The 24,179-nt window shown below is 65.3% G+C and carries 21 protein-coding genes; 9 read left to right on the top strand and 12 right to left on the bottom strand.

The window, feature by feature from the left end; translation table 11 throughout:
• Positions 1–42: 42 nt before the first annotated feature.
• Both J2S97_RS04820 and J2S97_RS04815 read left to right on the top strand, forming a co-directional pair.
• Positions 43–969: an alpha-E domain-containing protein gene (locus J2S97_RS04820; protein ID WP_104174221.1), complete on the top strand. Its 927-nt coding sequence runs from the start codon at positions 43–45 to the stop codon at positions 967–969.
• Positions 966–1,817: a transglutaminase family protein gene (locus tag J2S97_RS04815; RefSeq protein WP_307047097.1), complete on the top strand. Its 852-nt coding sequence runs from the start codon at positions 966–968 to the stop codon at positions 1,815–1,817. The genes J2S97_RS04820 and J2S97_RS04815 overlap by 4 nt, the downstream gene beginning before the upstream one ends.
• Before the next feature lie 9 nt (positions 1,818–1,826).
• Here the strand turns inward: J2S97_RS04815 and J2S97_RS04810 are convergent, their stop codons facing one another.
• Positions 1,827–2,312 carry a pyridoxamine 5'-phosphate oxidase family protein gene (locus J2S97_RS04810; RefSeq protein WP_307047095.1) on the bottom strand — a complete coding sequence of 162 codons (486 nt, stop codon included), beginning with the start codon at positions 2,310–2,312 and terminating at the stop codon, positions 1,827–1,829.
• Between the two features lie 154 nt (positions 2,313–2,466).
• Between J2S97_RS04810 and J2S97_RS04805 the strand changes: the two genes are divergently transcribed.
• Positions 2,467–4,167: a GAF domain-containing sensor histidine kinase gene (locus J2S97_RS04805; protein ID WP_307047754.1), complete on the top strand. Its 1,701-nt coding sequence runs from the start codon at positions 2,467–2,469 to the stop codon at positions 4,165–4,167.
• Here J2S97_RS04805 and J2S97_RS04800 read toward each other — a convergent pair.
• Entirely contained in the window at positions 4,164–4,928 is a 765-nt protein-coding gene (locus tag J2S97_RS04800) for a response regulator (protein ID WP_307047093.1), read from the bottom strand. The genes J2S97_RS04805 and J2S97_RS04800 overlap by 4 nt on opposite strands.
• A 286-nt stretch (positions 4,929–5,214) precedes the next feature.
• On the opposite strand from J2S97_RS04800, the gene J2S97_RS04795 reads away from it, so the two are divergent.
• Positions 5,215–5,658: a universal stress protein gene (locus tag J2S97_RS04795; protein WP_307047090.1), complete on the top strand. Its 444-nt coding sequence runs from the start codon at positions 5,215–5,217 to the stop codon at positions 5,656–5,658.
• A 54-nt stretch (positions 5,659–5,712) separates the two neighbouring features.
• On the opposite strand, the gene J2S97_RS04790 is transcribed toward J2S97_RS04795, so the two are convergent.
• The 3 genes from J2S97_RS04790 to glgC all read right to left on the bottom strand — a co-directional run bounded on the left by J2S97_RS04790 (position 5,713) and on the right by glgC (position 9,197).
• Entirely contained in the window at positions 5,713–6,177 is a 465-nt protein-coding gene (locus tag J2S97_RS04790; protein ID WP_307047089.1) for a pyridoxamine 5'-phosphate oxidase family protein, read from the bottom strand.
• 101 nt (positions 6,178–6,278) lie between these two features.
• Positions 6,279–7,730, bottom strand: a complete 1,452-nt coding sequence (locus tag J2S97_RS04785; protein WP_307047087.1) for an SDR family NAD(P)-dependent oxidoreductase — start codon at positions 7,728–7,730, stop codon at positions 6,279–6,281.
• A gap of 69 nt (positions 7,731–7,799) precedes the next feature.
• The gene (gene glgC, locus J2S97_RS04780; RefSeq protein WP_307047086.1) at positions 7,800–9,197 is read right to left on the bottom strand and encodes a glucose-1-phosphate adenylyltransferase; all 1,398 of its coding nucleotides are present in this window, start codon (positions 9,195–9,197) and stop codon (positions 7,800–7,802) included.
• A gap of 101 nt (positions 9,198–9,298) precedes the next feature.
• Between glgC and glgA the strand changes: the two genes are divergently transcribed.
• Positions 9,299–10,495 carry a glycogen synthase gene (gene glgA / locus J2S97_RS04775; RefSeq protein WP_307047084.1) on the top strand — a complete coding sequence of 399 codons (1,197 nt, stop codon included), beginning with the start codon at positions 9,299–9,301 and terminating at the stop codon, positions 10,493–10,495.
• Positions 10,496–10,624: 129 nt separating this feature from the next.
• Here glgA and J2S97_RS04770 read toward each other — a convergent pair whose 3' ends face one another.
• Together J2S97_RS04770 and J2S97_RS04765 are read right to left on the bottom strand one after the other, a co-directional pair.
• A complete protein-coding gene (locus J2S97_RS04770) occupies positions 10,625–12,739 on the bottom strand; it encodes an acyl-CoA dehydrogenase family protein (RefSeq protein ID WP_307047083.1) in 2,115 nt (704 codons plus the stop codon).
• Positions 12,740–12,769: 30 nt separating this feature from the next.
• Positions 12,770–13,483, bottom strand: coding sequence for a TetR/AcrR family transcriptional regulator (locus tag J2S97_RS04765; RefSeq protein ID WP_307047752.1), 714 nt, complete (start codon positions 13,481–13,483; stop codon positions 12,770–12,772).
• A gap of 105 nt (positions 13,484–13,588) precedes the next feature.
• Here J2S97_RS04765 and J2S97_RS04760 point away from each other — a divergent pair, with 105 nt between their 5' ends.
• The 3 genes from J2S97_RS04760 to J2S97_RS04750 are packed head-to-tail and all read left to right on the top strand — an operon-like array spanning position 13,589 to position 17,218.
• A complete protein-coding gene (locus tag J2S97_RS04760; RefSeq protein WP_307047081.1) occupies positions 13,589–14,959 on the top strand; it encodes an acetyl-CoA C-acetyltransferase in 1,371 nt (456 codons plus the stop codon).
• 10 nt (positions 14,960–14,969) lie between these two features.
• On the top strand, positions 14,970–16,310 hold the full coding sequence (locus J2S97_RS04755; protein ID WP_307047080.1) for a 3-oxoacyl-ACP reductase: 1,341 nt from the start codon (positions 14,970–14,972) through the stop codon (positions 16,308–16,310).
• A complete protein-coding gene (locus tag J2S97_RS04750) occupies positions 16,307–17,218 on the top strand; it encodes a MaoC family dehydratase (RefSeq protein WP_307047079.1) in 912 nt (303 codons plus the stop codon). Before J2S97_RS04755 ends, J2S97_RS04750 begins: the two co-directional genes overlap by 4 nt.
• 107 nt (positions 17,219–17,325) lie before the next feature.
• Here the strand turns inward: J2S97_RS04750 and J2S97_RS04745 are convergent, their stop codons facing one another.
• Genes J2S97_RS04745 through J2S97_RS04725 form a run of 5 tightly spaced genes read right to left on the bottom strand, consistent with a single transcriptional unit; the run spans position 17,326 to position 21,886 of the window.
• A complete protein-coding gene (locus tag J2S97_RS04745) occupies positions 17,326–18,447 on the bottom strand; it encodes an FUSC family protein (protein ID WP_307047078.1) in 1,122 nt (373 codons plus the stop codon).
• Positions 18,448–18,498: 51 nt separating this feature from the next.
• Positions 18,499–19,635: a serine hydrolase domain-containing protein gene (locus J2S97_RS04740; RefSeq protein WP_307047076.1), complete on the bottom strand. Its 1,137-nt coding sequence runs from the start codon at positions 19,633–19,635 to the stop codon at positions 18,499–18,501.
• Positions 19,636–19,673: 38 nt separating this feature from the next.
• Positions 19,674–20,756 carry a glutathione S-transferase family protein gene (locus tag J2S97_RS04735; RefSeq protein WP_307047075.1) on the bottom strand — a complete coding sequence of 361 codons (1,083 nt, stop codon included), beginning with the start codon at positions 20,754–20,756 and terminating at the stop codon, positions 19,674–19,676.
• A 9-nt stretch (positions 20,757–20,765) separates the two neighbouring features.
• A complete protein-coding gene (locus J2S97_RS04730; protein ID WP_307047074.1) occupies positions 20,766–21,524 on the bottom strand; it encodes a M50 family metallopeptidase in 759 nt (252 codons plus the stop codon).
• The gene (locus J2S97_RS04725) at positions 21,521–21,886 is read right to left on the bottom strand and encodes a TraR/DksA family transcriptional regulator (protein WP_307047073.1); all 366 of its coding nucleotides are present in this window, start codon (positions 21,884–21,886) and stop codon (positions 21,521–21,523) included. Before J2S97_RS04725 ends, J2S97_RS04730 begins: the two co-directional genes overlap by 4 nt.
• 137 nt (positions 21,887–22,023) lie before the next feature.
• On the opposite strand from J2S97_RS04725, the gene malQ reads away from it, so the two are divergent.
• Positions 22,024–24,177, top strand: a complete 2,154-nt coding sequence (gene malQ / locus J2S97_RS04720) for a 4-alpha-glucanotransferase (protein ID WP_307047072.1) — start codon at positions 22,024–22,026, stop codon at positions 24,175–24,177.
• The last annotated feature ends 2 nt before the right edge of the window (positions 24,178–24,179 follow it).

Here is a 24,179-nt window from a genome sequence, read left to right as displayed (position 1 = left end):
TTATGTTCATGCAGATTTCGGACCCGCAGGAGGTAGCCGCAAATGCTTAGCCGTATTGCCGAGTCCCTATTTTGGATCGGCCGCTATGTGGAGCGGGCGGATGGCACCGCCCGCATCCTGGACGTCCACCTTGAGCGGCTCAACCACCTGCCCACGGAGGAACGGGACAATGTCGCCCGGGAACTACTGGCGGTCATGGGCGCCCGGCCCGAGAGCGACGAGTTTGGCCTCGAGGAGCTGCTCCACGCCCTCGCCTACGACAAACAGAGCGCGACGTCGATTGCGGGTTCGCTGGGCGCTGCCCGCGAGAACGCCCGCCGTGCCCGCGAAACGGTTTCCTCCGGGCTCTGGGAGAGCCTGAACACCACGTACTACGGCCTGAACCAGCACCGCAAGGACGTGGTGGGCACCTACCGTTTCTGCCACTGGGTGCTGGAACGCACAGCCATGGTGAGCGGGCTGGCGGACACAACCGTCAGCCACGACGACAGCTGGCTGTTCCTGGCCCTGGGACGCTCCCTGGAACGTGCCGATATGACAGCCCGCATGCTCTCCACCCGGGATGTCCTCTCCGCCGGCATGTCGTGGGTGAACATGCTTCGTTGCGCCGGCGCCTATGAATCCTTCCTGCGGACCCGGCGCGCCGCCTTCGGCGACCAGCATGCGGCCGAGTTCCTTTTGCTGGACCGGCTGTTCCCGCGTTCCATCGTCTACGCCCTGCGGGATGCGGACGACTGCCTGGCGAAGCTTGACCCCTCCGCGCAGCGCGTTGGTTTCATCAACGACGCACGCCGGATTGTTGGACAGGCCCGCACCTTCCTGGAGTTCCACCGCACCGACGACCTCATGTCCGAACTGCCGGAGCACATGGAGCGCGTGCAGAAGGCTGTGTCGCAGGCTTCCGACGCAATTTCCCGTAAGTACTTCAATCAGGCGGACGAACTGGCCTGGGTGGGAGAAGTTTCATGACCCGGCTGAGCATCATCCACAAGACCGGCTACAAGTACAACAAGCGCGTCACGCTCTCGTACAACGAAGCCCGCATGACGCCGCTGACTGATCCGCAGCAGGTGGTGCTGGAATCGTCCATGAAAGTTGCGCCGTCGCAGGCAGCCATCAGCAGCTACCGCGACTACTGGGGTACGCGTGTCACCGGCTTCGACATGCAGATGCCGCATGAGTACCTTGAGGTCGTCGCCACCACCACGGTCGAGGTCCACCGCGCTGAGCGCATCCCCGCCGAGGGCGACATCGTCTCCTGGGACGTGCTGCAGGCGCCCGAGGCTCTGAACCAGTTCAGCGACTGGGTCCCGCAGTCCCGCCTGAGTGGTCCCGGCGACGAAGTCCTCGGCATCATTCCGGGGATCGTCGAAGGCCTGAGCCCGCATGCGGCCGCCATGGCCGTCTTCGAGTGGATGCGCGGGGAGATGACCTACATGAAGGGCTCAACGGGGGTCACTACCAACGCGGCGCAGGCCTGGGGCCAGCGCCAGGGTGTCTGCCAGGACCTGGCTCACCTCGCGATCGGGGCGCTGCGCAGCTGCGGGATCCCTGCCCGGTATGTCTCCGGTTACCTTCACCCGCGTTCGACGGCGGACATCGGGGAAACAGTGGCCGGCCAGTCCCACGCGTGGCTTGAGTGGTGGGACGGTGAGTGGCGCAGCTGGGATCCCACCAACCACAAACCGGCCGGTGATTTTCATGTCACGGTGGCACGTGGCCGCGACTACCGGGACGTGCCGCCGCTCAAGGGCATCCTGTCCGGCGGCGGGGGTTCCGCGTTGAACGTCAGCGTGGAAATCACACGTCTGGCTTAGGCCCGTACCTTATTCGTCCGAGGACCGGGTGGCGTCATCGAGCGGCGTCCACCAGGTCAGCGGGGGAGCGACCTTAAAACGCCGGCCGGTGACCGTGTCCGGGGTGATCCGGACGAAGTGCTCCTTCGTTCCGGCCTGCCACGGGAACAGCAGCAGCCCCACCGTGTCCAGGACCTCCTGCGGGTCCTTTACCGGGGCGGCCTGGCCCTTGACTACGATGCTCCATGCGATCCCAGTGTCCGCGTCCACACCGTCGGCCTCCACAGCTACAGGGGTGTCGCCGGTCGCTGACTGCAGCTTGGTGCCTTCTGCCGTACGGAAAACCAGCGTTCCGTGGTCCACCTTGTAGTTGACGGGGAAGATATCAGGGTGGTCTTCGACCCAGACTGCCAGCCGGCCCACTGAAACGCTCCGCAGCAGCCGCCAGCATTCGTGGTTGTCGAGGTTTTCGACCTCATGCGGAGTATCGGCGCCCGGTTTACGATCAGTGCTCATGAGGCTGAGCCTAGGCAGGGAACGGCAAGCAAGCTAGGGCACAATGGCCCCAAGCCGCCGCACCGCGTTCTCCGCCCCGTGAACTATGCGTTAACGGTATTCTGGCCTCACGCCGCCGGAGCGGACGGACGCGGTCAGGAGTCGGGTTGTGGATATGCATGCCAATGGCGACGGTGCCGAACGGTATACAACCGCGGGTAGCCTGAGGATCGAAGACCTGCTCAAGGATTTCGTTTCACGGGCCGGTGAACTCCTCCAGTTCCAGGAGCGCATGGGCGGGCTGCTCGAGGCCGTCGTGGCTGTCGCGGAGGATCTGAGCCTTGACGCCGTCCTGGAGCGTGTTGTCCAGTCCGCCTGCCAGCTGCTGCACGCCCGCTACGGTGCCTTGGGTGTTATTGGTGATGACCGCGCCCTGAGCCACTTCATCACCGTCGGAATCGACGGCGAACTGGCCAAGCGGATTGGTCCCCTCCCCACCGGCCATGGCGTCCTGGGATTGCTGATCTCCGATCCCAGGCCGCTGCGCCTCCATGACCTTCGTCGCCACCCTGAGGCCTACGGCTTTCCCAAACACCACCCGCCCATGCAGTCATTCCTCGGTGTTCCGGTGCGGGTCCGCGATGTCGTTTTTGGCAACCTGTACCTGACTGAAAAAGAGGGCGGCGGCGATTTCACCGTAGAGGACGAGGAGCTCGCCGTTGCCCTGGCTGCGGCGGCCGGTGTGGCCATCGAAAACGCGCGGCTCTACGACGACGCCCGGCGTCGCGCACAGTGGCTTGAAGCCTGCATGGATGTCTCCGGCCTGATGCTGGGGAGTGATCCCGCGTCCTCATCAGAGGGCCTTGATCCCATTGCCGGAAGGGCGCTGCGGGAATCCGGGTCCAGGCTGGCCCTGATCGTGGCGCCGTCCGCGGACGGGGTCGGCTACGTTGTGGCCGGGGCCAACGGTCAAGACGCGGAACTCTTTTCGGGCCTGCCGCTGTCCCTGGATTCAGAAGCACTGCAAACGGTTCTCGCCGGAGGAGAGCCGCTGCTCGTGGATAATGCAGCGGACGTATTGGGCGTGCTGGAAGGAAGCGTGGCCGGCCCACTCCTCGCAGTGGCGCTCAGCACCCAGGGGGCCCATCACGGCCTCCTGGTCCTGGTCCGGGACGCCGGAGCTGGCGCCTACGGCCGCACCGATGTGGAGATGGGCGCTGTATTTGGGTCCCACGTCGCCTTGGCGCTCGAACTCGCCAGGGTCCACAGGCTACGTGAAGAACTGCTGGTCTTCACTGACCGGGACCGCATAGCCCGCGACCTTCATGACCTCGTGATCCAGCGGCTTTTCGCTGCCGGCCTGAGCGTACAGAGCCTGACCCGCTTCACCAGGGAAGGCCTTGCGCTTGAAAGGATCGGCGCCATCACAGGAGAACTGGATGAGGCAATCCGCAGCCTGCGGGACACCATCTACTCGCTCAGGACCGGCAACGGCGACGCCGAACTGCTCAGCGGAAGGCTGCGGCGTGTCACGCGCAGCGCAGCCAAGGCGATGGCGTTCACACCCGGGCTGAACCTGGAAGGCCCCGTGGACTCAGTCCTGCCGGACACCGCGAACCATGTAGTGGCCGTTGTTTCCGAAGGCCTTAGCAACGCCGTCCGCCACTCGGGCGCGGATTCGATCGAGGTATCCGTCTCGGCGCTGAAGGGCAGGATGACCGTCCTCGTTACGGACAACGGCCGCGGATTCAGGGGCTCGGCAAAACGCAACGGCCTCAACAACATGGAGGAGCGCGCCAGGATCCTGGAAGGAACCTGCACCATCACCAGCGCACCCGACGCCGGGACCAGCCTGGAGTGGTCAGTCCCGATTTAGCGCCGGTGCCCGTCAGAATCCGTGCCGGCTGAGTGGGAAGTGGCGGAATGGGCAGTACCGGAATGCCCGGACGCGGACGGGCCCGGCATCGCGTTGTTGGCGATGTACACCGCAGCCTGCGTCCGCCGTTCAAAGCCCAACTTGGCAAGGAGCGAGGACACGTAGTTCTTCACGGTCTTCTCCGCCAGGAACATTTCCGCCGCGATCTGCCGGTTGGTGAGGCCGCCGCCCACGAGTTCCAGCACTCGCCGTTCCTGTGGTGTGAGCCCGGCAATCCTCGGATCCACCTGCTGGGGTGTGACGAGGCTTTCGACGATACTGGCCGCCACGCCGTCGTCGAACAGTGACTCTCCTGCAGCGGCACGGCGCATTGCCCCGATAAGGTCCGTGCCGCCGATCTCTTTCAGGACATACCCACGGGCGCCGGCGAGGACCGCCCCGCGCAGGGCCTGCTCATCGTCAAAGCTCGTCAGGATGAGGCAGTTCAGGTTCGGATCCACTGACCGGACGTCCCTGCAGACTTCGATTCCCGTTCCATCAGGAAGGCGCGCATCGAGCACGCTGACATCGGGGTGCAGGGCCGGAATTCGCCGTGTCGCCTCAACAGCGGAACCGGAACTGCCCACAACGTGGAAGCCCTCGCCTTCGAGAAGCTCCTGCAACCCCCGCCTGACAAGTTCGTGGTCATCGAGGATGAACACGCGGATCAGGTCAGTGTGCATGTCCCGTACGGAGGGACCCTGGTCTGCCCGGGGAATCATGGTCCTCCTGTCCGGCGGCCTGCGCTGCCAGTGTCGGTCCGCAGACGGCGTGCCGATGCGGTGCAAGTCCCATTATGTCTGTCCGGAGCCGGTTTCGTTCATCCGGCTCTGCCATTCTCGTTGACGGCCATAAGCGCAACAAGGGTCCTTGGACCCCCCGGGGGCATGACTTTAGGCCCTACCTGCCCGCACTCCCGGCACACATCCTTGAAGTACACCCGACGGCCCGCCCGTTGGGCCCCACCCATCGGGCCCCGCCCGCGGGAGCCGCGTGCGAAAGGAAAAAATGAACGAGGCCAGGGACGTCCGTACGATTGTTGTCGGAGTGGACGGCTCCGAGCCTTCGGTGGAAGCGCTGAAGCAGGCCCAGGGCTTGGCGGTGGGCCTCGGAGCCCACCTTGTGGCGCTGGCCTGCTGGGATTACCCGCCGGTGTATGACGGCTATGTTGCCATGGGGATCAATGACTTCGACGTGCGTGCCGGGGAGATCCTCCAAGAGTCAGTCGCCAAGGCGTTCGGGCCGGAAACGCCCGCGAACATCGAAACCCGGCTGGTGCAGGGACGCCCGCGGCACACCCTTATCGATGCCAGCCGTACAGCCGACATGCTGGTGGTCGGAAGACGCGGCCACGGCGGGTTCGGAGGGCTGCTGCTTGGCTCCGTGAGTTCGGCCTGCGTTGCCCATGCCCACTGCCCTGTCCTGGTGGTCCACACGCCTGAGAAGCACTGACACACGGGCTACCCGAACGGGCTGCCCGTAGGCCTGGGGTGACCGAAAGCCTGCCTACTCGAATGAGGCGCGCCGGGGGTCGGACAGCCGTGTGCTCCACAGGTCAGGCTTCCTGACCTTGAACCGCCGGCCGGTCATCGCCTTGGGCGCGAGCCGGACGTAGTAATCCTTGTCCCCTGGCTGCCACGGCTCCAGGAAGAGGGCATCGACCTGTTCCTTATCCGCCTGGCTCTCGATGAGTTCGGAATCGCCGCGGGCTACCACGCTCCAGGCCATCTCCTCCCGGGCGTCATAGCCGTCGATTTCGAAAGCCACCGGTTTGGACGTCATGGCCGCCCAGAGCTTGGTTCCGCCGGCTGTCCGGAAGACTATGGTGCGGCGCTGAAGCACGAAGTTCACCGGGAAGATTTCCGGATGGGCATCAACAATGAGCGCGATCCTCCCGACTGTCTCCGAGTCGAGCATGACCCAGCACTGGTCAATGGACAGCTGGCCCTCGGGCGGCGTCATTGTGTTCATGTAGACCCACGTTACGGTCCCTCCGGCAGGCCCATCAGGGCCATAAGGCCTTGGGCGACGCTACCGCAGCCGCTGCTGTCCGAACGGCTGCGGGGTGCCCGCTACCACGGGCTCGGCTTGTAGTCCTTGAGGAAGACGCCATACTGGTCTTCGCCGTTTTCGCCCATGACGATGGGATCGTAGACCCTCGCGGCACCGTCCACCAAGTCCAGCGGCGCGTGGAAGCCTTCCTCCATGAGCCGGACCTTGGTGTAGTGCGGGCGTTCGTCCGTGATCCATCCGGTGTCCACCGCCGTCATCAGGATTCCGTCGGAATCGAGCATTTCCTGTGCGCTGGTACGGGTCATCATGTTCAGCGCTGCTTTGGCCATGTTCGTGTGGGGGTGGCCCGGGCCCTTGTAGGCGCGGGAGAACTGCCCTTCCATGGCGGAGACGTTCACGATGTACTTCCGGGGCGCGGTAGAGCGCTTCATGGCGCCCCGCAGCCGGCTCACCAGGAGGAACGGCGCGGTCACGTTGCAGAGCTGCACCTCGAGCATTTCCAATGGGTCCACTTCGTCCACCACCTGGGTCCAGCTGTTGATCGTGGCCAGGTCGGGGACCAGGCCGCCGGCGTCGATGGCCGTGCCGGACGCAATCCGTTCCAGCGACGCGGACCCGGTGGAGAGGGCGAGGGAGGTGATGGCGTCTCCGGCCAGGACGGGATGCTCCATGACGCTGCTCGCGAGGGCAAGGGGGTGCTTGTCGTGGGCGTGGCCGAACGTCACCAGTTCGGGACCACCGTTGGCCGGTTCGAGTGCTGCGGGCAGGGGCTCGTCCTCGGCATCAACCAGCGGTTTGTACGCGTTCCCGGACCTTCGGACGGTTTGTGCTGCGTTGTTGATGATGATGTCCAGCGGGCCGGCAGCGTCGAGCGAATCGGTCAGGGCCATCACCTGGGAGGGATCGCGGAGGTCGATGCCCACAATCCTCAGCCTGTGGAGCCAGTCCCCGCTGTCCTCCATCGCCGCGAAGCGACGCGCTGCGTCCTTCGGGAAGCGTGTGGTGATGGTGGTGTGGGCACCGTCCCGGAGCAACCGGAGGGCGATGTACATGCCGATTTTGGCACGCCCGCCAGTGAGCAGGGCGCGCCGGCCGGTGAGGTCGGTGCGTGCATCCCGCTTGCTGTGGCTGAACGCGGCACACTCGGGGCACAACTGATGGTAGAAGGCATCAACCTGCGTGTAGTGCTTCTTGCAGATGTAGCAGGGGCGGGACCTGATGAGGTGCCCCGCCACCTTGCCCGTCACCGAGGGTGCCAGCTTGTTCCCGCGGGTTTCGTCGTCGATCCGGTCCGGGGCCGCGGTGGCCGTCTGGGCGATCACGGCGCGGTCGGATTCGGAGATCAGGTCGCGCTTGGTGACCCGGCGGTGGCGTTTGACAGCCTTGAACATCTTGCCGGTGGCGCGGCGAACCGAGACGTAGTCCGGGTGTTCCTCGTCGTAGGCATGGATGCTATTTAAGACCTTGAGGCAGGCCTGGATGTCCTCAGGCGTCAAATCGGGGGAGTTCATTGTTCCGATTTTACAGCCTGCGAAGCTTCCGGCCTGCCTCAGGGTTCAGGGATTGCTGCTGATCGTCTCTTAGTCGGTGGCAGGCACGCGAACGGCCGCGGCGTGGGCCTCCCCGACCTTCTCCACGGATTCCCTCGCCGACGCGGAATTCTCCGTCGCAGCCTTGACCGCGTTCGGAACAAGGTGCAGGTTGGCCGCTGAGAGCTCCCGTTCCGCTGCATCGGGCTCGGGGACCAGCTGGCCTTTGGACAGAACCGTGATGCCGGAGTCCGTAACCTTGAATCCGCGGGCGCGGTCACGGTCCGGGTCCAGGCCGATCGCGGCGCCCGCGGGCACCTTGACGTTCTTGTCGATGATGGCGCGGTTGACCACGGCGCCCTCGCCGATCTGCACCTTGTCCATCAGCACCGAATCCACCACGCGGCTGGCCGTACCCACGTAGACGTCGTTGGACAGGACGGAGCCCTCCACGATGCCGCCGGAGATCACCACGCCGCTGGCCACGATCGAATCCAGGGCGGTTCCTACAGTGTTGTTGTCGCCGCGGACGAACTTGGCCGGCGGGGAAATGCTCTGGCGGGTGTAGATGGGCCACTCGGAGTTGTACAGGTTGAACACCGGCAGTGGCGAGATCAGGTCCATGTGCGCGTCGTAGAAGGAGTCGATCGTACCGACGTCCCGCCAGTAGGTGCGGTCCCGTTCAGTGGAACCCGGAATGTCGTTCAGCGTGAAGTCATAGACTCCCGCTTCACCCTGGCTAACGAAGTAGGGGATGATGTCCCCGCCCATGTCGTGCTTGGTGTCCAGGCGCTCGGCGTCAACGTGCAGGGCATCCACCAGGGCGTCAGCGTTGAAGACATAATTTCCCATGGACGCGAGGAACTGCGTGGGATCGGCTGCCAGGCCAGGCGTCGAGGCAGGCTTCTCAACGAAAGCTGCGATCTTCTGCGGATCGTCCTGGTCCACTTCGATGACGCCGAACTGGTCGGCCATGTTCAGGGGCTGCCGCACGGCTGCCACGGTTGCCTTCGCGCCGCTGCGCACGTGCTGTTCCACCATCTGGGCGAAGTCCATGCGGTAAACGTGGTCGGCGCCAACCACCACAACGATGTCCGGGTTGGCGTCATGGATCAGGTTAAGGGACTGATAGATGGCGTTGGCGCTGCCAAGGAACCAGCTCTTGCCGACACGCTGCTGCGCCGGAACGGATGCAACATAATTTCCAAGTTGGGTGGACATCCGCCACGTCTCGGAAATATGCCGGTCCAGGCTATGCGATTTATATTGCGTCAGGACCACTATCTGGAGATAACGCGAATTGACGAGGTTCGATAGCGCGAAGTCGATTAGCCGGTAACTCCCGGCAAACGGCACGCCGGGTTTAGCCCTGTCAGCCGTCAATGGCATCAGACGGTTTCCCTCGCCACCGGCGAGGACAATAGCCAGGACTTTCTTATTCAACGGCATTATGGTCGCTCCTGTACGCCTTCGTAACTCCCCAAAAAGTCCGGCATGCCCGGACCCCTTCACACTAGAACAGATACGCCGGAAGGACTACCTTGGGTAACGTGCGAATAGACATTGTGACTAAAGAGTTCCCGCCCGAGATCTACGGTGGCGCCGGCGTCCACGTGGCCGAATTGAGCCGAGTGCTGGCCAAGCATGTGGATTTGCAGGTGCGTGCCTTCGGTGCGCCCCGGGATCCCGACTATCACGGGGCCAAGGTGACGTCCTACTCGGTTCCGGATGACCTGGGTGCGGTCAATGCCGCTGTCCAGACCCTTGGCGTTGACCTGCGGATCGTCCCGGACGTTGCGGGAGCCGACGTTGTGCATTCGCACACCTGGTATGCCAATATGGCGGGCCATCTCGCGTCGCTGCTCCATGGCATCCCGCATGTGCTGAGCGCCCACAGCCTCGAGCCGCTGCGCCCGTGGAAGGCCGAACAGCTCGGTGGCGGCTACGCGCTGTCCTCCTGGGTGGAGAAGACCGCCTACGAGGCCGCGGCCGCAATCATCGCCGTCTCCGAAGGGATGCGGCAGGACATTCTGCGGAGCTACCCCGAGGTCGACCCGGCCAAGGTCCGCGTGGTGCACAACGGCATCGACGTCGAACTCTGGAAGCGTGACGAGGGCGATGACGCCATCAGGGCCCTGGGCATCGACCCGGAACTTCCGAGCGTGGTGTTCGTGGGCCGGAACACCCGGCAGAAGGGTGTTCCCTACCTCCTGCGGGCCGCCGCCAAGCTGCCCTCGGACGTCCAGGTTGTCCTGTGCCTTGGCGCAGCGGACACGCCCGAACTCGCCGCGGAAACCGCACGGCTGATCGAGGAGCTCCAGAGCCAGCGCAACGGCGTCATCCTCATTGAGCGGATGCTGCCCCGCAATGAACTCATCCAGGTCCTCAGCCATGCCACTGCCTTCGCCTGCCCGTCCATTTACGAGCCGCTTGGCATCGTGAACCTGGAAGCCATGGCCTGCGGCGCTGCAGTGGTGGCCAGCGCCACCGGCGGCATCCCCGAGGTTGTCCAGCATGGCGAGACCGGGTTGCTCGTGGACATCGAACAGGTAACGGACGGCACGGGTACTCCGTTGGATCCTGAGAAGTTCGTCAGCGAATTTGCGGCCGCCCTGACCGAAGTGGTGTCGGATCCCGAGCGGGCCCGGGCCATGGGGCAGGCCGGCCGCCGCCGCGCTGAGGAGCACTTTTCCTGGGAGTCCATCACGGAAACCACACTTGAGGTGTACCGCTCGGTCCTTGCCTGAATCCGAGCAGACAGCCGCTGCCAACCACCGAAGGTGACCAGCAGCGGGAAATAGACGACGGCGGCGGCGCCCCACCTCGGGGTGCCGCCGTCGTCGTTTCCGCAGTTTCCGGCGGGAGTCCGCCGGAAACTACCGCCGCGGAGCCTTGGCTTCCAGGCCCTTCCGGGCCATCAGGACCTTCTCGTCGACCGGCGCCTGTCCGTCGGCGCGCTGGGCCCGGAAGTACGCACGCGCCTCGTCCTGGCGGGTCTGCTCGGCCCCCGTCGCGATGGCCGCGCGAAGGTGTTCCGGCCCGTACCCGAAGGCGTCCACGAGGTCCAGGGCGTGCGGGCGGATCTTGGCCAGCAGCCGGTTGATGTAGTCACCCACTGTGCGTCCGCGCTGCATTGAAAGCCGCCCGTTCATGAGGTACCAGGACAGGTTCTTTTCGATGAGCGAGAGTCCGAACAGATCCCGGAGCCAGGTCAGCACACGCTTGGTGCCCGGGTCGGTCACATCGGCCAGCGCCTCCGTGAAGGCTTCCCACTGCAGGAGCTCCGCATGGGCCTGGGCTGCATCTATCAGTTCATGCTGGTGATCGTTGAAGACGGCGGCGGCCTGGACCTGGGGCAGCTTGTTGGTGCCCTTCAGCCCGGCTCCGACCTCGGCCACCATGGTCTGTACCCGGTCCGTCAGCAGCAGCCGCTGGGTGTCTTCGTCCCGGAGCGCGATTGCTGCCTTCTGCACCGAACCCGTGTCGGCCACGAACTGGGCAACCTGGCGCAGGCCCGTTCGGTGCACTGCCACCCCGGCGGCCTGGCTCACCACGTAGCGTGCCAGCACGCCGACGCCGACCGTGCGGAACTCCTTGGCGTAGTCCGCGAGGAGGCGCTTGGCCACCAGCTGGAGCAGTACGGTGTTGTCGCCTTCGAAGGTGACGTACACATCCAGGTCTGCGCGCAGGGACGCGAAGCGGTTCTCAATCAGGAACCCTGCGCCGCCGCAGGCTTCCCGGCACTCCTGGAGGGTATCAAGGGCATGCCACGTGCTGAGCGGCTTTAGTGCTGCGGCGAGCGTTTCCAGATCCTGGCGGTCCTCGTCGGTGTCGTGCGCGCCGGAGAAGACGTCGTCGAACTTCTGCAGGAGCTGCTCGTGGGCAAAGCTGGCGGCATAGGTAGTGGCGAGGCGGGTGAACAGCCGTCGCTGGTGGCGCTGGTAGTCCAGGAGCACTTCTTCGTCAGTGTGGGATGACGCATTGAATTGGCGGCGCTCGGTGGCGTACTGGATGGCGGTCTTGAGTGCGAGCTTGCTGGCAGCCACTGCGGCACCGTCCAGGGAGACGCGGCCCTGGACCAGCGTGCCCAGCATGGTGAAGAAGCGACGGCCAGGGCTGGCGATGGGGGAGGTGTAGATGCCGTCGGCATCAACATCACCGTAGCGGTTGAGCAGGTTGGTACGCGGGATGCGGACATTGCTGAAGTGCAGCCGGCCGTTATCGATGCCGTTCAGTCCGCCCTTGACGCCGTCGTCCTCACCGCCGATGCCCGGCAGGAATTCCTTGGTCTCCGGATCCCGCAGGTCCACATAGAACGCATGCACCCCGTGGTTGACGCCCTTGGTCACTAGCTGGGCGAATACCACGGCGCCGAGCCCGTCAATTGCGGCGTTGCCGATGTAATCCTTCCACGCTGCGCGGAAAGGCGTGTGGATGATGAACTCTTGTGCGGCAGGGTCGAAGGTGGCCGTGGTGGCAATGCTGGCCACGTCGGAGCCGTGCCCGGTTTCCGTCATCGCGAAGCAGCCCGGGATGTCCAGGTTCATGATGCCGGGCAGCCACTTGGCGTGGTGTTCCTCGGTGCCGAGGTGCATCACGGCCGAGCCGAAGAGCCCCCACTGGACACCCGCCTTGATCTGGAGCGACGGATCGGCCGTGACCAGTTCCTCGAACCCGGCGATGTTGCCGCCGTGATCGTCGGAACCGCCGAGTGACACGGGAAAGGCCCGGTGGACGGCCTTGTTCTCCACCAGGTATTTCAGCTGGCCAAACGTGCGCTTCCGGTGCCCGGCGTGGGTGAGGCCCTCGGTCTTGTGCAGCTCGGGACGGCCGGAAAGCTCGCGGGAGTGCCGCCGGATGTGGGCCCACTTGCCCAGGAGCTGCTCGCCCAGGGCGGCGACGTCGACGGCGGGCGATCCTTCGGCGGGTTGCTTGGAACGTCCGGCGGGACGGCTTGCCTGGCCGGCGGGGCGGTCAACTACGTCAGTCATGTCGATTCCTTCTTTGGTTCTGACAATTCACTAAGGGTTTGGGTCACTAAGGGGTTGGGTCTTGGGGTCAACAGTTTCCAGTTCCGGTGCTATCCCGACGCACAGCCAGGCGGTGATCTGGCGGGCCATGGCTTCCGGGGACGGTTTGGCGGGGGACGCCGGAGTGCCTAGCCACTGCTCACCCGCGTTCCGCACGAGCCCGATCGCCGCGGTGGGCCAGTAACCGATCACGGCTTCCTTGCCAGTGCCCAGATGCGTGCGCATGGGCCGGGCAATCATGTCGCGGACTTCTTCGAAGAAGTGGCCGAGGGCTCCGGCCGCTGCCATTCCCGGGTTGGCTGTCCCCGGCTCGCCTGCCGAGTAGGCGGTGACGAACGCATAGACGTTCGGGCTGGTTTCCGCCATTTGGAGATAGGCCGAAACCATGGCCAGGAGTCCCTCCCGGGGTGTTTGGGCGCTCTGGGCAGCTTCCTGGATGCGGCGCTGCATCTGGCTGAGCACCACTTCGCCAACTGCCTGCTGGAGTCCTGCCTTGTCACCGAAGTAGCGGTAGAACACGGACTTTGACGTGCCTGCGGCAGCGGCGATGTCCTCCATGGAAGCATCGCTGCCTAGTGCATGGACGGCTTTACGCGCGGACTTGATGAGTTCCCGCCGGCGTTCCTCCCTGTGTGACTGCCAGCGGGCGGCGCGCCCGTCGACCGCTCCGCCGGATCCGCCGGAAGCATCACTGGTTGAAACGATGCTGCTGGAAGGCGCGGGAAGTTCAGCATGAAGAATGTTCACGATACCCAGCGTATCAGGTACGCTGGGTATCGGTAACCAGCGTTGATCAAGAGGAGACAGCACATGTCCTTTAACGGACTGTCCGCAACCGGACCAGACGAATCATCCACCACCTCCGCGCCAGCACCTGCCGCGGGCACGGTGCGCAGGGCTGTAGTGGTGGGCGGAAACCGGATCCCGTTCGCGCGGACCGGCGGGGCCTACACCAAGTCCTCCAACCAGGACATGCTGACGGCCGCCCTGGACGGCCTGATTGCCCGCTTCGGCCTGCAGGACGAACGCATTGGCGAGGTTGCCGCAGGCGCAGTCCTCAAGCACTCCCGCGACTTCAACCTCACCCGCGAGGCCGTGCTGGGCTCGGCCCTCTCCGCGGAAACGCCTGCCTACGACCTCCAACAGGCCTGTGCCACAGGGCTGGAAACGGTCCTCGGCCTGGCCAACAAGATCAAACTGGGCCAGATCGATTCGGCCATCGCCGGCGGGGTCGATTCTGCTTCCGATGCACCGATCGCCGTGAGCGAGGGCCTGCGTGAGGTGTTGCTGGACCTCAACCGTGCCAAGTCCCTGCCCCAGCGGCTTCAGGTGCTGAGCCGCCTGCGGCCCAAAGACCTGGCACCTGATGCGCCCAATACGGGGGAGCCCCGGACGGGGCTTTCCATGGGCGAGCACCAGGCTCTGACCACCGCACAGTGGAAGATCGCACGCGAAGCCCAGGACGAGCTGGCGTACAACAGCCACCGAAACCTTGCAGCTGCCTACGATGCCGGGTTCTTCGACGATCTGCTCACGCCCTACCGCGGACTGAACAGGGATTCGAACCTCCGACCCGACACAACCCTGGAAAAGCTGGCAACGCTCAAGCCCGTCTTCGGTAAGAACCTCGGCGCCGAGGCAACGATGACCGCCGGCAACTCCACGCCGCTGACCGACGGCGCGTCCACCGTGCTGCTGGCTTCGGAAGAATGGGCGGACGCGCACGAGCTGCCCAAGCTTGCAACAGTCATCGACGGCGAGGCCGCCGCAGTCGACTTCGTCCATGGCAAGGACGGCCTGCTGATGGCGCCCGCATTCGCAGTGCCCCGGCTGCTGGCCCGTAACGGCCTCACACTGGACGACATCGATCTTTTCGAGATCCATGAGGCGTTCGCCGGAACAGTCCTCAGCACCCTGGCCGCGTGGGAGGACGAAGAATTCGGGCGCACGCGGCTCGGCCTGGACGGCGCATTGGGCAGCGTCGACCGTTCCAAGCTGAATGTCAACGGCTCCTCCTTGGCGGCAGGGCACCCCTTTGCCGCCACTGGAGGCCGGATTGTAGCCTCCCTGGCCAAGATGCTTCACGAAAAGGGACAGGTGGACGGCCGTCCGGCCCGGGGCCTGATTTCCATCTGCGCTGCCGGCGGCCAAGGGGTCGTCGCCATTCTTGAAGCACTTTAGGGAGGCCGGCGTGACGGACAAATACGCACAATTCGTAAGCCGCGGCATAGGCAAGGACGTTGCCAGGAGGCTTGGCCTGCCGCAGCCGGTAATGCTCAGGCGATACCACCCGGGACAGTCGCTCGTACCCGGTCCCATTCTGGTCCAGGGATCGAGCGGCGGCGCTGACGACCTGGCCGCCACCCTCCTGTCCTGGGACCTCGATGTCCGGCGGCATGCCGTGCCACGGGAGAAACTGGGCGCCATCGTCCTGGTCCTGGATGAACTGGACCGCCCGGAGGACCTTGAACGGCCGGTCCTCTCAGTGGCGTCGTCCGTCCGGGATCTTGCGCCCAACGCACGCGTCGTCACGGTGTCCCGGACGTCAGCGAGCGCGCCCACGCCTGCCGCGGCGGCGGCTCGTCAAGGCGTGGACGGGCTGTTGCGCTCCCTCGCCAAGGAGCTGCGCGCCGGCGCCACGGCAAACGGCATCGTGCTGGCCGACGGGGTAATCACCGTGAGTCCCAGTGCCCTCGGCGCCCTGAGGTTCTTCCTGTCCGGCCGGTCGGCCTTTGTCGACGGCCAGCTCCTCACAGTCGCTTCCGGGGAAGGACAGCTTCCGGCCGATCCCCATAAACCGCTGGCGGGCAAAGTGGCTGTCGTGACCGGCGCCGCCCGGGGAATTGGCGCGGCGATTGCCCGCACGCTCCACCGCGACGGCGCCACCCTGGTGGTGGTCGACATCCCTGCCGCGGGGGACCACCTGGCAGCGGTCGCAAACGAGGTCCGGGGGACTGCGCTGCAGTTGGACATCAGCCGGGAGGACGCTGGCCAGCGGATCATCGATCATGCTGTCGGAAGGCACGGGCGGCTGGACATCATCATCCACAATGCAGGCATCACGCGGGACAAGCTGCTGGCCAACATGGACGCGGGCCGCTGGAATTCCGTGATTGCCGTCAACATCGCGGCACAGCTTCGCATCAATGAGGCGCTGTTGGCGTCCGAACACTTCCGGAACGCGCCGCGGATAGTGTCTGTTGCGTCTACCAGCGGCATCGCAGGTAACCGGGGGCAGACGAACTATGCGGCGTCCAAGGGCGGGGTGATGGGCATGGTGCGCGCAACGGCACCCCTCCTGGCGCAACGCCACGGTTCCATCAACGCGGTGGCCCCGGGCTTCATCGAAACTGAAATGACCGCGCGGATTCCGTTTGCGACGCGTGAAATCGCCCGGCGCCTGAACTCCCTGCAGCAGGGAGGACAGCCGGGTGATGTGGCTGAGGCAATTGCGTTCCTGGCCAGCGACGCCGCCGGCGGCATTACAGGCGAGGTGCTGCGGGTATGCGGACAGAACCTGGTGGGCGCATGACCGCAGCCCAGCCCCTGATCCTCGGGGACATGCCGTCCCTATCCAAGCTGTACGTCAATGCCGCCGCCACTGCAGCAAGGCGGCGCGTCCTTGGCACGGACACGGGGATCGCGCTGCCTCCCTGCGGGCATGAAGTCAGGGGAGTGCTGGCTCAGGTTGGTAACCTCACGGCCTACCAGCACCTCGTGGGTGAGACCGCAAGCGACATCCTGCCTGCAGGCTTCATTCACGCCCTCGCGTTTCCGCTGTCCATGAGCGTGATGAACCGTGACGATTTCCCGCTGCCGCTGCTGGGAATGGTGCACCTCAGCAACAAGGTGCAGCAATATGGAGCGGTCCTGTTCACTGAGGCATTGGACATCACGTCCTGGGCGGAGAACCTGCGCGGGCACCGTGCCGGCACGCAGGTGGACATCACCGCAGAGGTCCGCAGCACGGGTGAAACCGAAGTCCGCTGGAAGGGAACCTCCACGTACTTGGCAAAGGGCGTCTTCCTCCCCGGGATCGACAAGCCCTCGGCGCCTGCCACTCCCGCAACCTTCTCGGCGCCTGACCCCACTGCACTCTGGCAGTTGGGGGTTGACACCGGCAGGGCCTACGCCGCAGTCTCCGGCGACTTCAACCCCATCCACCTGAGTGTGCTCTCGGCCAAGGCCCTGGGCATGCGGCGCTCCATCGCGCATGGCATGTACCTTGCCTCGCGGGCGCTCGCCGACGTCGGCGCCGTGAAGGGGGATTCCTTCCGCTGGGATGTTGCCTTTGAAGCGCCGGTGTTCCTGCCCGCACGCGTGGCACTGGACATCAGTTCGGTCCATTCTGCGGCCGGCGCCTGGCAGCACTCCCAGTACGTGGCGTGGAATCCGCGGTCGGGCCGACGGCACTTCAGCGGTTCTGTGGAGGCGCTGTAACCTCCCTTTCCTGCAAATACCGCAGAAATCACGACGGCGGAGGTCACCTCGCAAGGTGACCTCCGCCGTCGTGATTGATGTCAGTTACCGCGGGATGCCGCTAGGGCTCAGGACTGGCCGGCCGTGACCACCCGGAGAATACGGTGCAGGGTCAGGACAATCGATTCGGCCGCGCTCGGGGCATGCGGGTTGACGTCGTCGGAGGCCATCCGCTCGGCCAGGGCGTCCACGGCGGCCTTGGCCGACCCGATCAGCTCATTCTGTTTGTCAGGCTGCTCGTCCTCCATGGACCGCAGAACTTCGCTGACCGCGTCCAGCGCATCAGCAAGGGGCTCGCTGTAGGGAAGCGGGATCACAAAGGGCGCATCCTCGTCCCAAATCACATCTGCCAGGACCTCCGTCATGTCCTGGATATGGAAGGTCACGCTCTCCAAGCCGCGCAGGTCGTTGTAGTCCCGGTCCACGTTGTGGTCGTGAAGTCGGCGGCGGGGATTGGCCTGCCGGCTGGCATCCGCCTTCTGGACGGCGGTCCTGACGTCCCGTGCCGACTGGGCAAGCGCCTCCGAACGCACTGCCCACTCCTCGTGTTCGGGCGGCCACTTTTCCCGCATGGCCGCACCCATGTCGGAGAGCTGCTTGGCCAAAGCCCAGCGCAGTTCGGCGAGGCTGAGGGCCGCAGCTTTGAAGTGGAGCGGCGGAAAAACCAGCACGTTGACCGCGATGCCCACCACTACTCCTACACCCATCTGGACGAGGTAGCCGAAGGAGAAATCGTCCGGGTTGTTTCCCCCCACGAGGAGGACCAGGAGGGCTGCGGTGGGAATCCAGTCGCGGCCGGCTCCGAGGCGGGGAAGTCCGGCCAGCAGGACTCCAAGGCCCATCACGATGGCGACGGTCACCGGTGTGGGGTCGCTGAAGCTCACCAGCAGGAAAGCGAGGCCGATGCCGAGCCCGAGTCCGATGAGGGTCTGGACGCCTTGCCGCATGGACCCCGCGACGTTCTCGTACATTGCCACGAGGGCGCCCAATGGGGCGTAGTAGGGGTACTGGGCCGCGGCCCCGGGCATCAAGGGCGCGACCAGGAAGGCCAGTCCAGCGGCTAGTCCCGCTTTGGCCGCCAACTGCAGCCGCGGGCCCGAGACGGCAGCGGAAAGGCTCTCCACAGTGGTGCGCCAGAATCTGGCCGCCAGCGACGGTGATCCCTCGTTATGCTGTTTTGATTTGATCATCTGGCCTCACCCTAGGCGGGTCCTAATGGTGCTACAAGTGGACAAACCTACTCAGGAGTATGCACGGGCGGCGGGCGCCTGCCTGATCGAGGCTGCAACCTGCCGAACCGCATGGGCCAAACGGTGCGCCCGGCCGGGCGTGCGGCCCTCTTCCTGTCTTCCAGGAATGTAGCCATAGGCGAGATCATAGGCGGGGTCCGCGAACCCGAGCGCGGCGTTGGCGCCTTCGTGGCCGAACGCACGGTGGCTGCCGAAATTCCGGCTTGGATGCGGCTTCATGAACACAATGGCAAAAGCGTTGTCAAGGCCCGACGCGCGGTCCAGCCCCCACACCTGTTCCTCGGACATGGTCCGGACTGTGTCAGCTGCGAGGAAGGCATCGCCGCCGTCAACGCCGGTGGTGGCGGCAGCGTACAGGCGTGCCAGGCCGTCGGCGGATCCCACGCCTCCGGCACCGCTCATGCCGTACTGGCGGATGACCCTGTGGTTGGGAAGTTCCATGACGGTGCTGATCGCGGCGTTGCCGTTCAGGCCTTCGAGTCCCAGCGGATCCAGCCACGGCTGGAGGATGTCCGCGTCGTACAGCACGTCCCGGTAGCGGGGCTCCTGGTCTTCCGGCAGCCCCAGGAAGAAGTCGACGCCGAAAGGCACCCGGATGCGGGCATCGTACAGTTCCTGCAGCGTGCTGCCGGCGACGCGGCGGCAGAGCTCCTCCATGATGATGCCGATGGTCAGGGCGTGGTACCCGAATGTGGCGCCGGGTCGCCACAGGGGAGCGGCCGCTGCGAGCCTGACGGCCGCGTCCGCCGTCGTGAATTCACTGAGTGCGAATCCGCCTTCCAACCCCAGCAGGCCCGCCCGGTGGGAGAGCGCCTGGCGGACGGTGATTGCCGCTTTTCCCTCGGCCGCGAACTCCGGCCAGTAGTGCGCCACGGTGAGGTCAAGGTCAAGGATTCCGTCCTGGACCAGGAGGCCGATGACGAAGGCGGCCACACCCTTGGAGCAGGAGTAGGCGCCCGTAATTGAATCCGACGCCAGATGCGGTCCGCCGCTGAGGTCCAGCACCTTGTTGCCTGACTGGTAAACAGCAAGCTGGGCGCTGTATTCCGGATCATCCCCGAGGAACGAATCAAAGTGGGCCCGGACCCCTTGGTATTCGGGCGCGGCAAATCCTGTCGAGACTGGCATGGCTCAACATTAGCGGGGCGTGCGCATGACGGCGGCGATCAGCGTGCGCCGTGTCCCGCCGCGACTTCCTCCCCGCTGCGGACGGCGCCGGGCGCGGTGCCGCCTCCGAAGGGACGGCCGCCGAGCGCCTCCCGGCCGTGCCGTGTCAGCCAGCCGGACAGGTCCGGTCCCTGCGGCACGATTCCGGTGGGATTGATGTCCTCATGAACGATGTAGTAGTGCTGTTTGACCTGCACAAAATCGATGGTGTCGCCGAAACCCGGCGTTTGGAACAGGTCCCGTGCGTAACCCCACAGCGCCGGCATCTCGCTGAGCTTCTGTCGGTTGCACTTGAAATGGCCGTGGTAGACGGCATCGAAGCGCACAAGGGTTGTGAACAGGCGCACGTCCGCTTCAGTGATCGAGTCGCCCACAAGGAAGCGCTGCCCGGCAAGCCGCTCCTCGACCCAGTCCAGGGCGGTCCAGAGCCGGGCGTAGGCGGCATCGTACGCCTGCTGGGAACCGGCGAAGCCGCACCGGTAAACGCCGTTGTTGATTTCGGTAAACACTTTTCTGTTGACTTCGTCGATCTCTGCCCTGAGGCGCTCCGGGTAGAGATCCGGGGCTCCGGGCCGGTGGAACGCTGTCCACTCCGTGGCAAAGTCCAGGGTGATCTGCGGGAAGTTGTTAGTGACCACCTCGCCCGACCGGACGTCCACGATCGCCGGAACGGTGATTCCACGGGGATATCCGGGGAACCTGCGGAAGTAGGCGTCCTGGATCCGTTCGATGCCCAGCACCGGGTCAACGCCGTCCGTGTCCAGGTCGAATGTCCAGGAGCGTGCGTCGTGCGTGGGACCCGGCTGCCCGAGGGAAATGGCGGCCTCGAGCCCCAGCAGCCGCCGGACGATTACCGTCCTGTTCGCCCATGGGCAGGCGCGCGCTGCGATAAGGCGGTACCTGCCTGCCTCCACAGGCCAGCCGGGTTCGCCGTTGGGGCCGGGGGTGCCGTCACGGGTGATCCGGTCCTCGATGTAGTTGGTGTCCCGGGTGAATTCTTCTCCGCCGGTGACATAGGACCCTCGGGTGCTGAACCCGGGGTCGGATCGATGTTCGGCCGCAACGCTGGAATCGGAAGTCATGGTTCCACCTTATTGCGGCGCCAGCCCCGGCAAGGTCACCAGTACTTGCGCCATCGGCTGCCAGGCCACCCACCAGGAACCGGCCACGACGGCGGTGAAAAGCAGGATCCAGATGACGGACGGCACGGACGTGGCACGGTACAGGAGGTGGGCGTCCGACGTGGGTAGCCTGTCCCGGCGCCGCAGATGGACGTTGGACAGCTTGGCGAGGTCACGTACTGCCGCCACCAGCAGGGCAAGTCCCAAGGAAATCACAACGTGGGCGGTGAATTCAGGCGGGACGAACAGCACCAGGAGCGCCGAGCCAAGGACGGCTGCGGATGTGATCAGGAGCCCCATGGCGTTGCGGATGAACAGGAAGGAGCCCAGCAGGATCAGGGTGCCTACGGACATCGCCGCCGGTCCCCAGCCGTTGAAGCCCGACCACACCATGGCGGCTCCCACGACTCCTGGCACCGGATAGCCCCAGAACGTAGACCAGATGGCAGGGAAACGGCCCCTGCTGTACGTCGTGGTCGTCCCGGAGTGGTCCAGGCTCAGCCGGATGCCTCCCAGGCGTTGCCCGGTCATGAGGGCCGCGAACGCATGGCCGAGTTCATGAGTGACGGTGGCCAGCAGTCCAAAGTACCGCCAGGACCCCCGGGGGAGGGACAACGCAGTGGCAATCAGGATGACCAGAATCAGTTCCATGGCCGTCACATGCGGGGACGTGGACTGCGAAAATCCCGCAAGAATCCGCTGCCACAGCGAACCGGCAAAATCCGTCACGCTTTCCGGCCCAACGTGCCACCGGCGTGGTCGATGCAGTAGGGCGTCCACGGCCGGGCTTCGAGCCTGCCCTCGGCTATGGGTGTGCCGCAGACCTCACAGTAGCCGTAGCTGCCGTCTGCGATCCGCACCAAGGCAGCCTCAACCTGGACGAGCGTGGCGCTGCTTTGCTGCATCAGCGCGGCGGCCTGGGACAGTTCAAAGGCGATGGTGGAGCCCTCGGGATCATGTTCGTCGTCGACGTTCGAGTTCTGGCGCGCCGCGTTGGCGGAGCTGATGTCCGCACGGAGGGCCGGCAGCAACACCGTCTTCCGGGCGCGCTCCGCTTCCAGCAGTATCCTGAACCTTTCGACGTCGACCATGGTGTCAAGGCTAACCCGGTGCAGGGATCGAGTCGAAAGCGGCCGTACGGCAGCCAGTGGAAACTCCGGGGGCCGAGGTTACGGAAAATGCTCAGGCCCTGCCCTTGCCGCGGCTCTGGGAGCCATAGAGTAGGGCCATGGCGGATGTAACGGCACAGGACCACATGGAAATTGACGACGAACTGCTCCGGAAACTGGCGGCAACCCGCGGGGTGAGCACCTCATTCCGCGGTTGGGACGGAGTGGAACATCCCGTGGCGGCCAGCACGCTACGCGGCGTGTTGACCGCCTTGGGGGATCGAACCGAGACCTTGGACGATGTGCAAGGCGCCCTGCATGAAGCGGAACTGGCGCCGTGGACGCACGTGCTGCCGCCGTCGGTCGTTTCCCGGGAAGGCCGTGAAATCCACGTTGCCGTTCACGTGCCGCACGGTACGGGCGTCAGCGTGTGGGCGGTGACTGAGGACGGGGACCGCGTGGACGCGGAGCAGCGCGATGACTGGGAGGCGCCAAGGGATGTGCACGGCGTCCTCACGGGGAGGGCGGCCTTTGCCATTCCCGGCGGTTTGCCCCTTGGCTGGCACACCCTGCATGCGGACGCCGGCGGGAAACGGGCAGAGTGTGCGCTGATCATCACGCCCGAACGGCTGGAGACCACCCGGCGCCTGGCGTCCGAACGCCATTGGGGCCTTACCGCCCAGTTGTATTCGGTGCGGTCCTCCCGGTCATGGGGCATCGGCGACTTTTCCGACCTGGTGGACCTTGCCGCAATTGCAGGCAAGGACGGTGCGGGTTTTGTCCTCGTGAATCCGCTGCACGCCGGGGAGCCCCGGCCGCCCATTGAAGACTCACCGTACCTGCCCACTACCCGCCGCTTCTTCAATCCGCTCTACATCCGGGTCGAAGACGTACCGGAGTACGGTTACCTCGATCCTGCGTCCCGGGCCGCGATCGGGAACAGCGCGGCGGGCCTGCACTCCGCCAATACAGCCGACGGCCTGCTGGACCGGAACTCCAGTTACGAAGCCAAACTCGCAGCACTTGAACTCATCTTCAGGGTCCGCCGCAGCCCCGGCCGTGCCCTCATGTTTGAAAACTTTTGCGCGGCGGAAGGTAAGGGCCTGGATGACTTCGCGCTGTGGTGCGCCCTGTCGGAACGGCTGCCGGCCACGGCACCCGAATGGCACGGCGAGGCGTCGTCACCGGACACGCCATACTGCGACGCCATGCGGGAGGCCTTGGCGGACCGGCTGGAGTTCTACCGTTGGATGCAGTGGATCTGCGACGAGCAGCTGGCCACGGCGCAGCGGGCGGCCAAAGCGTGCGGGATGGCCATCGGGATCGTCCATGACCTGGCGGTGGGCGTCAAGACCGTCGGAGCCGACGCCTGGATGCTTCACGGCGTGCTCGCCCAAGGCGTCACGGTCGGTGCCCCGCCGGACGTCTTCAACCAGCAGGGACAGAACTGGACCCAGCCGCCGTGGCATCCCGGACGCCTGGCGGCGTCAGGGTACAAGCCGTACCGCGACATGCTCCGGACCATTCTCCGACATGCAGGCGGCGTCCGGGTCGACCATATCCTGGGGCTTTTTCGCTTGTGGTGGATCCCTGAAGGCGCCGGACCGGCCGAGGGCACGTATGTGTACTACGACCATGAAGCCCTCATTGGCATCCTGGCCCTGGAGGCCCAGCGGGCGGGTGCGACAGTGGTAGGGGAGGACCTTGGCGTCTTCGAACCATGGGTCCGGGACTACCTGACGGAGCGGGGCATCCTTGGTACCTCCATTCTGTGGTTCGAACACGGTGAAGGCGGACCGCTTTCGCCCGAGGAATACCGGCAACAGTGCCTGACCAGCGTCAATACCCACGACCTTCCCCCGACGGCGGGATATCTCGCCGGGGAGCACGTCACGCTCCGGGAATCGCTGGGACTGCTGCTGCGTCCTGTCGAGGAGGAACGGGCGGAGGCCGCGGCCGAACAGGAGGCCGTGCTGGCGCTGGTGCGTGAACGGGGCCTGCTTCCCGATGCACCTGGCGATGTGCAACGCACGGTTGAGGCGCTCTACGCCTTCACTGCCCTGACGCCGTCCGCCCTGTTGGGCGTTGCCCTCGTGGATGCCGTGGGGGAAACGCGCACCCAAAACCAGCCCGGAACGGACGCGGAACATCCCAACTGGCGTATCCCCCTTGCGGGTCCCGAGGGTCCTGTCCTCATTGATGACCTGCCGGCTAACGGCCGGTTCAATTCCCTGGTTGGCGTCGTGAGGGAGGCCCTGAAGTCGTCCGGCTGAAT

The sequence above is a fragment of the Arthrobacter oryzae genome, from assembly GCF_030812315.1.
GTDB classification, from domain to species: domain Bacteria; phylum Actinomycetota; class Actinomycetes; order Actinomycetales; family Micrococcaceae; genus Arthrobacter; species Arthrobacter oryzae_B.
This window is presented reverse-complemented; position numbering and strand designations above follow the sequence as displayed.

Coding starts and splice junctions, on each gene's coding strand:
- glgC (WP_307047086.1), bottom strand. CDS start 9,197: ATGCCGTTGAATAAGAAAGTCCTGGCTATTGTCCTCGCCGGTGGCGAG.
- J2S97_RS04810 (WP_307047095.1), bottom strand. CDS start 2,312: ATGAGCACTGATCGTAAACCGGGCGCCGATACTCCGCATGAGGTCGAA.
- J2S97_RS04785 (WP_307047087.1), bottom strand. CDS start 7,730: ATGAACTCCCCCGATTTGACGCCTGAGGACATCCAGGCCTGCCTCAAG.
- J2S97_RS04820 (WP_104174221.1), top strand. CDS start 43: ATGCTTAGCCGTATTGCCGAGTCCCTATTTTGGATCGGCCGCTATGTG.
- J2S97_RS04740 (WP_307047076.1), bottom strand. CDS start 19,635: ATGCCAGTCTCGACAGGATTTGCCGCGCCCGAATACCAAGGGGTCCGG.
- J2S97_RS04795 (WP_307047090.1), top strand. CDS start 5,215: ATGAACGAGGCCAGGGACGTCCGTACGATTGTTGTCGGAGTGGACGGC.
- malQ (WP_307047072.1), top strand. CDS start 22,024: ATGGCGGATGTAACGGCACAGGACCACATGGAAATTGACGACGAACTG.
- J2S97_RS04725 (WP_307047073.1), bottom strand. CDS start 21,886: ATGGTCGACGTCGAAAGGTTCAGGATACTGCTGGAAGCGGAGCGCGCC.
- J2S97_RS04770 (WP_307047083.1), bottom strand. CDS start 12,739: ATGACTGACGTAGTTGACCGCCCCGCCGGCCAGGCAAGCCGTCCCGCC.
- J2S97_RS04790 (WP_307047089.1), bottom strand. CDS start 6,177: ATGAACACAATGACGCCGCCCGAGGGCCAGCTGTCCATTGACCAGTGC.
- J2S97_RS04750 (WP_307047079.1), top strand. CDS start 16,307: ATGACCGCAGCCCAGCCCCTGATCCTCGGGGACATGCCGTCCCTATCC.
- J2S97_RS04735 (WP_307047075.1), bottom strand. CDS start 20,756: ATGACTTCCGATTCCAGCGTTGCGGCCGAACATCGATCCGACCCCGGG.
- J2S97_RS04800 (WP_307047093.1), bottom strand. CDS start 4,928: ATGATTCCCCGGGCAGACCAGGGTCCCTCCGTACGGGACATGCACACT.
- J2S97_RS04760 (WP_307047081.1), top strand. CDS start 13,589: ATGTCCTTTAACGGACTGTCCGCAACCGGACCAGACGAATCATCCACC.
- J2S97_RS04815 (WP_307047097.1), top strand. CDS start 966: ATGACCCGGCTGAGCATCATCCACAAGACCGGCTACAAGTACAACAAG.
- J2S97_RS04805 (WP_307047754.1), top strand. CDS start 2,467: ATGCATGCCAATGGCGACGGTGCCGAACGGTATACAACCGCGGGTAGC.
- J2S97_RS04745 (WP_307047078.1), bottom strand. CDS start 18,447: ATGATCAAATCAAAACAGCATAACGAGGGATCACCGTCGCTGGCGGCC.